Below are 14,353 nucleotides of genomic sequence, written 5' to 3'. Positions count from 1 at the left end.
GGTACTATTCCTTAAACAACTTGACAGTTGTAGAGTACCCTTCTGAATCAACAAGTTTAAGTAAATAGACTCCTGGTGCCAGGGTATTTACATTCATTGGTAATTCAGCCGGGTTGGCACTTAATTCAACTTCTCCATTGTAAACCGTATTAAACTGGCTATCATACAACCACACATTGTATTCACCATTATAAGATTCCCCTACTTTAATTTGCAGTACTCCATCCAACGGATTTGGATATGCTGTCAGGTTAAATGTAACAGAAGAAACACCACTAATATTTTCAGGAGAACAAACTCCATATACTTCAATTTCATCGATATTAAATCCCCATGAGCCTGAACGGGTAAAAGCCCAAAGCCTGATAGCATCTGTACTAACACTACCATCCAGGTTAAGCTCGTCAAGCCCTCCATTGGCATTCAAATCTTTATAAAATACCTGCCATACTCCTTCGGAATCACGGTATTGTAATTCATAGGAAGTGGCATAATTCACACCCCAGTCAACATTGACCTCGTGGATATTATAGACATCTCCTAATTCAACATACCACCATTGGTTATCGGCATATTTTGATCTCCAGCTTGTTGAAATATCTCCATCATTTGCTCTTTGAGCAACAAAAGATCCGCCTTGATCACTAGATGCTGCTGAATACTTATTTAATGACAGGCTGCCAACCAAAGAAACTTTACAATCATTATTGATGACGGTGCCATAGGCAGTTGCAGACACGCCATCAACTGTTACCATAACTTCATATTCACCATCAGAAATTCCGGTTAATAAACCTGTTGACTCATCTATTTCAGCACTACCAATTGCACTCCAAATGATATTTGTCGGAGTGTATGTTTTCCCAAATTGATCCTTAGCTTCAACTTGATATTGCATGGTTTCACCAGCTTTGAGCGAATAATATTCAGGAATTATTTTTAATTCAGATATAACCGGAACTCCGGTAGCACAACCACCAAATAGTTCAAATTCATGTACGGCATAACCGTGGATAGTTGCCGGTGTATTCATTTTGATTCGAACATATCGGGCTTCAATCTCATTTGACAAAGATTCTTCAAACTCCCGACTAGTATGTCCCTGGATATTCAACACTTTCGTCCAATCATCAGTTAAGCCGGATCTGGCATATACATCAAATGAAGAAGCATAATTTGTACCCCATAATATCCGAACTCTTTTAATCATGTTTACCTTTCCAAGGTCTACTTCCAGATATTGATCCGGATTAGTGTCAGATTCCCATTTTGAAACAAACTTTCCATCATTTGCCTTATCAGGTTGAGTCCACTCTGTATTAAATGAACTAGCTTTTAGTGTCCCCAACATCACCTGATTTGTTTTTGAATTCAGATAACACTCCGGTTCAGAAACATTCAGATTTACAGGAAGAATAAAACTCTCCTGATTGTATGAATTATAATTTCCGGATAATGATTCTAAAAGTGTACCGGTTTTAAGTCGGGATGCATCGATAATTACCGGCAGAGTTTTGGACTCTCCAGGATTTAAATATATACTTCGTTTTTCAACCCTTACCGTTGGCATGGCAGCTTTACCATTGTCAACCCTGATTGAATCAAACAAAAGATATCCGGAATTAGATTGTGGCCGTTTTTCATTAATCGCAAAAGCTTCAACTGGATTTGAATAGTTTAATTTATTAATGATTAACCTTCCATCGATATAAATTTTATTCTCCCTGGTAAGCCTGTTATAGCTATATACAAAATGCTTGTACCCAGGATAATCCAGGGACCCAACTGTCGTAGATGATGGTAGCTGTCTGAAACTTACAGAGGCTTTCTCCATCTCAACAAGTGGATACATTATTGTATTTGGTATGTTGTATGGAAATAAAGTCAGGGAAACAGATTGTGCATTATCAAAATTATAAAAGAATGATATCGAGGTTACACTATCCTGTTTGTCAAGATTTATTTTCGATAATTTAGTATTGAAGTAATCTTCTTCAGAAGATGAATTTAATATTAGATGCTTTTCTCCTGAGTATGGAGAAACATCACCTACCTGAGCTGAAGAAGAGGCATTTATTCTGGTGCTTTGTTTCAAGTCTCCGACCGGATATTCATCAAAATTTACCGAGAAGAGATTTTGAATATCTACAAGATTATCCTGATTAGGTAGCTTATAATCAAAATTCAATATTAATGGACTTTCTCCAGTATTTGTAAATTCAACCTCTTTAGTAACAACTTCCTCCTGTTCTATTTCAAGATTAAATTCATTTATATTAACCGAAAGTTCACCCGGAGTCAGAACCCTGATATTTAAATCCTGACTAAATGTTTCTCCGGATTGAAAATCGAAAAAACTAACAGAGCTACTATACAAACCATCATCAATATCACGTGAATTAAATTTTAAAGGGATTTTAGTCTTGGCTCCAACAGGTAAATATTTAGATGAACTGTTTAGAATAATTACACTATTTTCTTCAACAATTTTAAAATTATCCATTGCAACAGAACTGGCATATCCTATATCCGCTGAAAATTTCACATAAACAATATCGCCTGGATCTACATGATCATCTAATAAAATTTTGACTTCTTCACAGTAATGAGGTACATCCCAATTATCCCAATAGAGTACCTGTGTCCAGGAAGCTTTGTCATCAACAGATATATTTACTTCAAATGAAGCCTTTCCAATTAAATTGAAAAAGGAAGCACTAAATGTTAAATAAGTGTTTTCATTTTGGATTTTAATACCCGGGGAAATGAGGTCTGCTTTGCCTCCAAACTGAGTGTCATATAATCCAATATAATTATCAACCAGACATGAAGAAGGATCGTCATTGGAATGGTAGGTTCCGGGGTTCAATACCCATTTTGAATTATAACCTTCATAGCCATCATTATCTACTTGCTCCCAGCCATCAAGTAAATAGGGAGAATCAAAAGTTTCTTCATATATAACAGATTGCTTTGGAGTAAACGGGTATTCCTCATTATCAATTACTGAAGTGGAAATAATCAAATCCTTTCCCCCTGTATTTTCTATATCAAAATAGATGGTGCTATCTGAGTTATAATAAATATCAAAATCTGTTTGATCAAAACTCACATTAAAGGAAGGATTACCTTCTACTTGTGTTACCAAAGAATGTATTAATTCCATTGAGGAATAATCAATCTTTATATCATTGTAATAATATCCATATCCGGAATTTAATCTCTCAAAAGGAATGGAGACCAACTTTGATGAACCTGTAGATAGCATACCTGAAGCTAACTCACCTTCAAAATAACTTTTATCAAGAGATCTGTAAGCTCCTTTATAAACTTGATAGTTATCTACATAAACCTCACACCCTCCCTGACATTCATTGAGTGCAGCTATAAAAACCCCAAATATGTTTTTGGGAAGATCAAGCCCTTCAAGGAAATCATCATTAGTTAAAGTATATACTAAATCTCCATTGATATAAATCCGATGCTCATTTCCAAACTCGTTATTTTCAATAGCTAATTTGAAATATTCTCCAATCGGATATTCATAATCCAATTCGATGAGATCACCATAAAATATATTTAATTCCAGTTTATTTTCAGATGTATTAAAAATGATCCTTCTTAACTCACCAATATTTGTTGCTGGTAACGATACCATCCATGATGCTCCTTCTGAAATTTTCAAATCCATTTCTAAAACATAAGATTCACCTATTGGGGGAGTAAAACTTGTTCTAATCCCTAATCCGAATCCGGAATCAATTTTACCATAAAGAGCTTTTCTCCCTGTACTTGGGCTATTTTCATTAATAGTCCAATTTCCATTGATTGAGCTGGCCCATTCTTCCAAATATTCACTGGAATTATCAACTTCAAACCCTGTTGCAGTAACAAATTTACTTGCAGTATCTGTTTCATTGAAACTCATACCCGGTAACATATTGACTGAATACCGGACATTAGTTTCACCAATATTCTTCAGCTCAAACTCAAGCATACCAGGCTGATTATCAGCAACCTTAATAAAAGAAGCAGTAGGAGTAATCGTTAACTCCGGACCCAATACTTTGACATCAAAAAACAAAGTATCAACATTTCCACCCAACTGGTTAGTTTCAAACCTGACACCGTATGAGTAGGTACCTCGAGGTACACCCCGGGCATCGATTTTCATTCTCACCTGGTCTGATGTATTCACCGGTGTTTGTCCGGTAGTATTTACAATAGTATTTATCGGAAACCCTTCGCCTTGTGGGCCTACTAATGAAAGTTTATATTCTAATTTAACATTTCCAACATTCGCAAATTCAAAAGTGAATTCATCTATGGTTTTATTATCAATCTCTACCGCAGGGTAACTTTCTTTTAATTCAAGTACAGCTGAAGACAATATATTTCCTGTAATTGTAACTTGCTTTGATGGAATTAGAGGGTCATTAGATTTTATTACAACTAGTTCATTGAATGGCCCGACCTTATTGGGAGTAAAGCTAATTCTAACAAAATCTTTATCAAAAACAGCAATTGGGCTTCTTGGAAAAGTAGTTGATTTTAACGCATCACTTATTGTTTCAACTGATAAAATTCTTAGTGGCTGTAAACCTATATTTCTAACATTAATTATAAGCTCCTCATTATAGCCAAGTGGTATATTACCAATATCTAAAATATCACTTGAAAGATTTATAGCAGGATCATTATAAACTTTTGCTTTTAATGATGATGCCAGATTTAGTCTTCCCCAGCCAAGTTGATTTTCAAATTCAGGATTTACTTGATCAATATTATCTGCTGATCCATACAATAATGCTTTGACTTTTTCGGGGGTGAAGCCTTGTTTACCAAATGATGAAACAATTAGAGCTGCAGCTCCTGACACATGTGGACATGCCATTGATGTTCCTGAAAAATAACTATAATTATTACCAGTTACCGTACTTAAAATACTAACTCCCGGAGCAGATATATCTATCCAGTCTCCATAATTCGAAAACCCAGCTCTTACATCAGCATTATTAGTTGCGGCTACCGCAATTACCTGTGGTAGATACGAAGGAAAAAACTGCTCTCCGCTATTTTCATTCCCGGCAGCAAAGACTACCAGACCACCAGCCATCGGACCAACCTGATTTCCAAATTCATCATTACCTGCCTCATTGATAAAATAATTTATCGCATCTTCATAAGATTTGATGTATATATTTGGTGTTAAAAATCGCCAGGAATTTTGGGTAATTACGGCTCCATTATCTGCTGCATAGACAAAACTTTCCTGAAAACCGCCTGTACCGTTCGGACTAAATGCGGCGCATGACATTAATTTCACTCCAGGAAGTGTACCAGAACCTCCGGCAATACCGGCTACCCCAATTCCATTATTGGTAGCTGCAGCAACAGTTCCTCCTACATGAGTTCCATGATTATTTGGTGTGTATTCTCCTGTTCTTTCTCCAAACCCAAACCCGTTATAATCATCAATGTATCCATTATTATCATCATCAATACCATTATTAGGTATCTCATCTTCGTTTATCCATAAATTAGGCGCAAGATCAGGGTGTGTTTGTTCTATTCCACCATCGATAACCGCAACAATTACATCAGGATTTCCGGTACTTTGTTTCCAGGCTAGCAATGCTGATACATCTCCACCTATTGGATTGTTCACATTTTCAAAAGAATATTGAAATCCAAAAAACGGATCATTATTACCTGTTGGCAGAGATCCTGTTTTAGATGCATCGAAAGAAGACTCTTCTACATCATAGCTTACCGGTAACATAACCGGCTCGGCAATCTCAACATATTCTAATTCGCCATAATCATGAATTGCTTGTTCAATAGGGATACTTTTATCAATTCTTATTGTAAACCAGCGATGAAGATCATACTTTCGATGTTTTTCTTCAAATCTTGGGTTATAAGGGAATAACCTTTTGATCGAAGAGCACTTAAACCCTTCTGAAACAGCATCAATTTCCGGAACGCCAAATCGTGTAACCACTGCTCTATGGTTCTGAAGTGATTGTGATAATTCCACAGCCATTTCTTCAGACACTTTAATGTTGACAACTCCTTTTTCGCAGTGATTCTGGGCTATACCCAATTGATTAAAAAAAATAAAAAATACAAGCAGATAGAGCAAATTCACTCTATCTGCTATAGTGGTAGAATTTTTCATGATTGATAAAAATACTAATACTTAACTTAACAAATTTCTTCTCATTCCTTCACCAGCTTAATACTGGTTGACACTCCCTCTTTGCTTACCATTTTTAGAATATAAACACCAACCGGAAGTGTCGATATATTGATGGGAAGTTCTATGGGATTCATTCCTAACTCAAATTCGCCGTTAAAATACAAATTAAAATTACTATCGTACAATTTTAATTGATATTTTTCTGTTTTTTCTGTATTTAATTTTAGCTGAAGTGTTTGTCCTAACGGATTTGGGTAAGCAGACACCCCGGTTAACAGCAATTCACTTGAAGCTCCTGTAGAAGGGCAACTTCCAAATACCTGAAATTCATGTATTGAAATTCCATAAGATGTATTTCTTTCAAATCCCCACAAACGGATGGCGTCAGTGATGATACCGGTTTCAAATTTTAAAACATCAGTTCCGCCATCAGCATCAAAATCCTGATAAAATACTTTCCACACACCTTCGCTATTTCTGTATTGAAGTTCATAAGAACTGGCTGCACTATAATTCCAGACAATGTTTACTCCAAAAATTTCATATTCGTCACCAAGCTCAACATAATACCACTGGTTATCTGCATATCTGCTAGACCATCTGGAAGAGAGGTTTCCATCGTTGGCTTTTTTAGCCTCGAAGAACTGACCTTCCTGGCTTGAACCAAATGAAGGCATATTTAATGCAAGGTTATCAGACGGAGATATCGCACAATCATCGGGAGAGACAAAACCGTCCCGGGTTAATATTAAAGCTCCAATGTGATATTCTACAGTAAATGCTCCAGGACTCAAAGCAGTTAATAAACCATTTACATCAACATTTACATTTCCACTATTTGTAAACCACTCTCCATCAGGCTGATCAATGACATTTCCCTTGCTGTCAACTACATTAGCTATCAATTGAACTTCATCTCCTGGTTTCAAATTGAGAGTAAATGGGAAAATTTCTCCACTGGCAGGTACGATAGGCTCTGTCAAACAACCTCCATAAACTTCCAGCTCCTTAATTGAATATCCATAGGTTGTAAACGGAACGGAACATACTATTTTCAGGTATCTCGAAGAAACATCAGTGAATAATAGCAGGTTGTTTACCTCTAAATTATTCATATCTGAGTAGATCAATGTCCAGGCGTCAGTATCGATTAGTTTTGAATAAACAGAATAACTTTTAGCTCTTGCATAATCCCAGAAAATTTTAATCTCATCCAAATTAATATCTTGATTCAAGTCGACAATAATCTCCGCCTGGTTTGCAGTTGTTGACCAACGAGTATTCTGGGCACCATCAATCATCCGGTCTGGTTGCCACCAGGAGGCTGCACTTGAACTGGCACTTATATCACTGTTTAAACTTAAATTTTGATCTGTCAGAGCACAATCTACAGTGAGCACATCAGCTTGCAATCTGGTTTTTGCAACATTAGGAATTGTGTCATTGCCAACAATTTCGTCAAGGTAAATAGCTACATTATGCAAACCAGGTATTGCTTTAAAATTCGGATTCATTTGAACCATTTCTGTAGCATTAGCAGCGGTAGTTGATACTAGTGGAGCAAATAACGGGAATCTATCTCTGAAAATAAAAATCCTGTTGTTATCAAACTGGACTGTCGGATCCATATTTCTATAAGCATATTCAGTTCCATCCTTACTTTCAATCCCTGCTGTTTTTCTAATGGAAGGGAAATCATCAAAATTACCAGCCTTTTCAATTATAAAATCACCGTTTCGTAAAATCAATAACCTGCAGGTCAATATAGTTTCACTTCCATCTGGTTTAAACCTATTGAAATAAATCGCTGCAACTTTTTGACCTTCAATTATCAATTCATCATAAAAAATACCCGATAAATTATCAGATGGATTAAAGGTAATTTCACCCACAAATGGAGCGATTATTCCATTTGGCTCAGACATATCACCCGGATCAAAATCATAAGGAGGATAATATTGTCCTGGAGGAGGATTATAGTTAGCAAAATAGCCATATTCACTAAGCATAAAATCTTTGAGGTGAACCTCTTCATCAAAGAAAGTAAATTTAAAGGTACTATCCTGTCTATTATTATATTTTAAGATGTCACCGAATCGGGCATAACTACCTCCAAGAGCAGTGTAAAAACCGGGGTAATCAAGTTTATTTTCTGGTATAACTATATTAGGAAAGATATAATTTTTAGTCAAAAATTTGTTGTTCCCAACCTCATTCCCAATATAAAAATCATCTGTATCAAATGGTAAATACATTCTATCTGAAACAATAAATTTATCTGTGGCACCTTGATTACTAAATGAAAAATCAGAACGAATAATGAAATTTCTTTCCTCATTTATTAAGTTCTTGATTTTAATATCAAGCATATCAGATGTAATAGAACCTGATCTCCAAATCATCTTAGACAAGGTAGATATTTCAACTTCATTTGAATATACCGTTGCAAAGATTGGAATCTGGTATATTTCAGAGTTATCATCTGAAATTTTAATATTAGTTGTATAGTTTCCGGGGCCCAGATTTTTTCTAGGATAAAAATCGATGGTAGTTTCTTCTCCCGGATTAAGTGTTACTGATTTAATATTTGGATATAAAATTCTCTGAGGTAAATAATTATAGGAAACAGATATATCTTCTAGAACAATTTTTTCATCATAAAAGCAATAAGGTCCCGGTGTTTCATTATTATGAGTACGAATACCATCTAATGACTCCAGTCCCATAAAAGTTGCAACATTATTACAAGTAGGGCTAAATTCCATAAGCTTATATAAAAACTTGATATCCCCATTTTTATTTACCTTAATTTGATAAATAAAATCATCATCAGGTCGAGACCAAAGTTTATAAAAGAATTGTATAACAGCAAAATCGGGATATTCTTTATAATATACTTCTAATATTTGAGGCACAACAGAAAGCAATGGGTAAATAAATCCATCAGGATAATAACTATCTACAGGATATTCATAAGAAAAGAAGTCTCCATCCTTTTCAGGAAAATAACCTATACCTCCTTGCTCAGCCAAAGCAAAATCTCTTAATGAAATAACTTCTCCAAAAAAAGGAAAATAAAAATCTTCTTCTCCGGGATTATTTATTAACTCTTTTATTGGAGTCGGTGGAGGATCAAACTTACCTCCCGGGATATCTAGTTCCCAAATCAAATTTTCATTACTAACGATTTCATACCATTCGAATTCTGAAGCTCCAGTGTCTAAAAACACATAATCAGTCTGGTAAATCAATTTTCCATATTGACCATCTATTGAATCGGGTTGATCAACATCATTTACAACTTTAATCTGGTAGGTAGTAGTTTCTGAGGTGATATTTTTAAATTTCAAGGAATAAACCGATTCAGCATCGTTTCCTTCATTCCACATTACTTCATTGCCTGTCGCTTGAAGTTCAATTTTATTTTCTCCCTGCTGGGCATAAATATTTACGACATTAACTAATGAAAGAACACAAGACAAGAACAACACATCATATAAGATAATTATATGGGATTTTAGATTGGGTAAAATTGAAAGTTTCATGATATGGGGCATTAAGAATCATAATGATTAATATTTTGGTAATAAAATGTAACCCTGAAAAACAGGTATGAAAGGCGCTCTCTAATTCTTATACAATTTACTTAAAATATATCACTATTTTAAGAATACGTACCGATAATACAAAAAAAAACCGCCTGTTACCACTCAGGCGGTTAGCTTCTCAGCCATCATGAAAATTAAACCTATACCACACCACAGTTTAATTATCTTTTTAAACCTCAAAGGGTTATAAATGTTTTCACTTTTTAAAAAAAAATTAAATTAATTCTGGAATTAGTAAAAAAGAATCGGCGGTACCTTCCTTAAAAGGTACCAATATCCAGAAAAACAACTGAGTTGAATGGGATCAATCCGAATATATGCCGATATGAGTATCTTATTTAGATTTAAATACTAACGGATTCGAGTATTTGATAGTTCGAAAACAAGAAGATTATTTCACGAAAGTCTGACAAATAATTTTTAAATGCAATCATTAGACATTAAATAATTGTTACCAATTACTGTTTAAACAAGCGTTAAAAGTAAAATTCCTGAAATAGAATTGTTCATTTTTTATACCTTTACGGCGATTTTCAATAAACACAAACAACATGGAGCTCAAAAAAATTGCATTAAATGACGTTCATGAGCAATTAGGTGCTAAAATGATGCCTTTTGCCGGATATAATATGCCAGTTCGTTATTCTTCTGACATTGAAGAACATAAAACAGTAAGAGAGGGCGTAGGAGTTTTTGACGTATCACACATGGGTGAATTCTGGGTTGAAGGACCAAAAGCCCTTGAACTGATTCAGAAAGTTACTTCAAACGATGCTTCCAAACTGGTAGACGGACAGGCTCAATACAGCTGCCTTCCAAATGAAACTGGTGGTATTGTTGATGACCTTATCGTTTATCGATTTGGTGATGAAAAGTACCTACTTGTTGTAAATGCAAGTAACATAGATAAAGACTTCGCTCACATAAGTAAATATAATAAGTCTATTGGAGCTGAGCTTCGAAATGAGTCTGATGATTATTCACTTTTTGCCGTTCAGGGTCCAAAAGCAACAGAAATTTTACAGAAGTTAACAGAAGTTGACCTGTCATCAGTGAAATTTTACCACTTTACCACTGGCTCTATCGGTGGCGTTGATGATGTAATCATTTCAGGAACGGGATATACCGGATCAGGTGGATTTGAGCTTTATGTTAAAAACGAAGATGCCTTGAAATTGTGGGATGCAATCTTCGAAGCCGGTAAAGATGCTGACATCAAACCTATTGGTCTTGGTGCCCGTGACACGCTTCGACTAGAAAAAGGTTACTGTCTGTATGGTAATGATATTGATGACACCACCTCTCCTCTTGAGGCAGGATTAGGCTGGATCACCAAATTCACCAAAGATTTTATTAATTCTGAAAACCTTCAGAAGCAAAAAGAAGAAGGAGTATCCAGAAAACTTGTAGGTTTTATTCTTGAAGACAGAGGCATCCCTAGAAAGGATTATTTGATTGAAGATGCTGATGGTAACGAAATTGGAATAGTAACATCAGGGTCTCAGTCTCCTATGCTTGAAAAAGGTATCGGACTCGGATATGTCACTAAAGAAAATGCTACTGCAGGTACAGAAATCTTTATTGTTGTGAGAAACAGAAAGCTGAAAGCAATAGTAGAAAAACTACCTCTTTATAAAGGATAAAAAATGAGCAAAACGATTGATGTATGTCTGTCTCCGGAATTATTACACCTGTATCCGGTTGAAAACAAATTAGTTGTAGTGGTGGATATTCTTAGAGCCACATCATGCATGACAGCAGGTATTGCAAATGGTGTTAAAAGTATAACTCCAAAGGCTGACCTCGAAGAATGTAGAAAACTAAAAGAAAAAGGATACATCATTGCTGGTGAGCGTAATGGAAAACATGTGGAAGGCTTTGACCTGGGTAATTCTCCATTTGGCTATATGAATGAAGAATACAAAGGAAAAAAGATCGGGGTTACCACTACAAATGGCACTGTTGCTATCAATAAAAGCAAAAATGCGAGTGAAGTAATCATCGGATCTTTCCTTAACCTGAGTGCTGTTGCTGAACATTGCAAGAAAAGTCCATATGATGTATTGATACTTTGTGCCGGATGGAAGGGCAAAGTCAATATGGAAGACTCACTGTTTGCCGGCGCATTGGTTGAAGCACTAAATGAAACTCACAAAAGTGCTTGTGATCCGCCATTGATGATGGAAAAGATGTATCAGGCTGCAAAGAGTGATCTTTTGGGTTTTGTACAGAAATCATCGCACGTTAGCAGACTACAGAAAATCGGAATTGGTAAAGACATCGAGTTTTGTCTTGAAATAGATAAATACACTGAAATTCCTGTATTGAGAGGTGAAGAGCTAATCAAACTATAGAATTTTAAAGGAATAATATGTTAAGAAACCGGACAGGATAATGTCCGGTTTTTTAATTGAAAACAGCTCAATTAGTTAACGCCCGGACTGACACCATATTGTTTGCTTTTCGTTGCTATTTATATCGATCAAATAGTGCCGATAATATCAAACCAGTATCTATAAGTTTAACTGCTGGAGAGAAGCATGCAATAATAGAATTAAACACGCCCCTGAACCGGAGCGTGTTTTGAATGAAACAATTGGTATTCAAAGTGGATTAATCCAAATCAGCAACTGCTTCTTTTTTAGCTCCATTCAACATTAGAAGATCCTGGGCAACTACTTCAGATATAAACCTTTTATTACCCTGCTGATCTTCGTATGACCGGTGAATTAATTTACCTTCGATCACTACCTCACGTCCTTTTGACAGATATTTGCCAGCTATCTCAGCAAGCTTGCCCCAAAGCACAATTCGGTGCCATTGCGTGTCATTTACACGCTCACCTTTTGCGTTAAGATAAGATTCTGAAGTAGCCAGACTTAGCGTTGTCATTTTGTTTCCTGAATCAAACTCTTTCATTTCAGGGTCAGTTCCAAGGTTTCCGATTAACTGCACACGATTTCTAATTGAATTCATAGTTAGTATGTTTTTATGGTTGAACACAAATGTTAATTGATTGAGCTACAAATGAAAAGAGCTTTTTGGGCAATAAAAAAATATAAACAGCTACTTTCCATTTACTTTCGTTTACAAACGATTACAACCGTTTACAAACGGATAGCCTGAATTCCGAATGACAATAAAACATGATTAAAACCGCTTTTTGGAGGCAAAATCAATATCCAACTAGTAAAAAGCAGTAAATTGTGGCATAAAATAAACAACAATGGAAATCAAAGAAGAATTATTAGTCCGCAGTCAAAACAAATGTGAATTGTGTGAAGCCAGCAACCCCGAAAACATCTATACAGTTCCACCGGCAACCGAAGGCGAAGTTGACAGTTCCATAATAATATGTAATACCTGCCTGGAGCATATTGAAGATCCGGTATCAGGAAACATCAATCACTGGCGTAGTATAGGCAATACCATGTGGAGTACAGTGCCGGCTGTACAGGTAATGGCCTGGCGTACGCTTAATAAATTAAGAGACGAAAGCTGGGCACTTGATTTACTTAACATCCTATATCTGGATGAAGAGACTAAAAGCTGGGCTGAGGCTGGCCAATCGCAGGGCAGTGAAGAAAGTGTCGTTCATAAAGATAGTAATGGAGTAACACTTGAAGCAGGAGATACAGTAGTATTAACAAAAGACCTTTCGGTTAGTGGAGCAGGGTTTACAGCAAAGAGAGGAACAGCCGTAAGAAATATTAGCCTGGTTTATGATAACGCAGAGCAGATAGAAGGAAAAGTAAATGGCCAGCAGATCGTAATATTGACCAAATACGTTAAGAAAACGAAATAAATTAAGCGTGAGATTAAACGTTTATTATACGTATATATACGTTTAATCTCACGGCTGATAAAGATTATCAGACTATATTGAAAGGAGTAGTAAAGGAACCTTTCGAGTTCAAAAAAAGCGAATAAAGACAATAGGAATTACAGCGAACCTGAGATCTACATTAATTATTTGGTGTAAGACAGACAAAAAGGATTGAAATTCAGAAAGTAGGCTAGTTCAAAATAATAAAAAGGTAAAAGAGCAGGAAAAGGAGAATGCCGAGCGCGACATTTTGTTAAAACAGATTTTTGTAAAGAGTGAATTGGAGCTTTTATTACCAGAAAACAAGTAAACCGATTACATCATCAAAAGTTAGTCGATCGTAAACGGTTGTAAACGTTTAGATACAGAATTAAAAATTCTATAGTTACATACGTTTACAAAGGGGTATTTATTAAGAAAATATTTGATTTTATTCAACCAAGAGCTATTTTAGAATTTTTAAAGGGAATTATTAACAAAACAAACAACGAAGTTATAAAGGAAATAAGAGCAATAGAGTCGCGCTTATTCCTTCGTTAGCTGCAACCATAATAGAAATCTAAAATGGGAACATTTTCACAGACAAATATAAAGTGTAAAGAGATTGAGACAGTTTTAAACAAGTTGAAAAACAACTTGCCAATAGGTAGAGAATTGTGGTTGGATACAAGAAAAGAATGGTTTTATAATTTACCACATGATGATAACTCTTCTGTG

General features: G+C 35.5%; 6 protein-coding genes. 3 read left to right on the top strand and 3 right to left on the bottom strand.

The window, feature by feature from the left end:
• Positions 1–4: 4 nt before the first annotated feature.
• Positions 5–6,181: a S8 family serine peptidase gene (locus tag HH304_RS10260; RefSeq protein WP_169681068.1), complete on the bottom strand. Its 6,177-nt coding sequence runs from the start codon at positions 6,179–6,181 to the stop codon at positions 5–7.
• Positions 6,182–6,222: 41 nt separating this feature from the next.
• Positions 6,223–9,747 carry a discoidin domain-containing protein gene (locus HH304_RS10255; RefSeq protein ID WP_169681066.1) on the bottom strand — a complete coding sequence of 1,175 codons (3,525 nt, stop codon included), beginning with the start codon at positions 9,745–9,747 and terminating at the stop codon, positions 6,223–6,225.
• A gap of 614 nt (positions 9,748–10,361) precedes the next feature.
• Between HH304_RS10255 and gcvT the strand changes: the two genes are divergently transcribed.
• Together gcvT and HH304_RS10245 are read left to right on the top strand one after the other, a co-directional pair.
• Complete coding sequence (gcvT, locus tag HH304_RS10250) at positions 10,362–11,453, top strand: glycine cleavage system aminomethyltransferase GcvT (RefSeq protein ID WP_169681064.1); 1,092 nt, start codon at positions 10,362–10,364, stop codon at positions 11,451–11,453.
• 3 nt (positions 11,454–11,456) lie between these two features.
• Positions 11,457–12,164: a 2-phosphosulfolactate phosphatase gene (locus HH304_RS10245; protein WP_169681062.1), complete on the top strand. Its 708-nt coding sequence runs from the start codon at positions 11,457–11,459 to the stop codon at positions 12,162–12,164.
• A 259-nt stretch (positions 12,165–12,423) separates the two neighbouring features.
• On the opposite strand, the gene HH304_RS10240 is transcribed toward HH304_RS10245, so the two are convergent.
• Entirely contained in the window at positions 12,424–12,786 is a 363-nt protein-coding gene (locus HH304_RS10240) for a single-stranded DNA-binding protein (RefSeq protein ID WP_169681060.1), read from the bottom strand.
• A gap of 250 nt (positions 12,787–13,036) precedes the next feature.
• On the opposite strand from HH304_RS10240, the gene HH304_RS10235 reads away from it, so the two are divergent.
• Complete coding sequence (locus tag HH304_RS10235) at positions 13,037–13,615, top strand: PhnA domain-containing protein (protein ID WP_169681058.1); 579 nt, start codon at positions 13,037–13,039, stop codon at positions 13,613–13,615.
• Positions 13,616–14,353: the final 738 nt, after the last annotated feature.

The organism is Marinigracilibium pacificum, from assembly GCF_012926615.1.
Taxonomy (GTDB): Bacteria; Bacteroidota; Bacteroidia; order Cytophagales; family Cyclobacteriaceae; genus Mangrovivirga; species Mangrovivirga pacifica.
The sequence above is the reverse complement of the archived record's forward strand: the minus strand, read 5'-3'. Positions and strand labels throughout refer to the sequence as shown.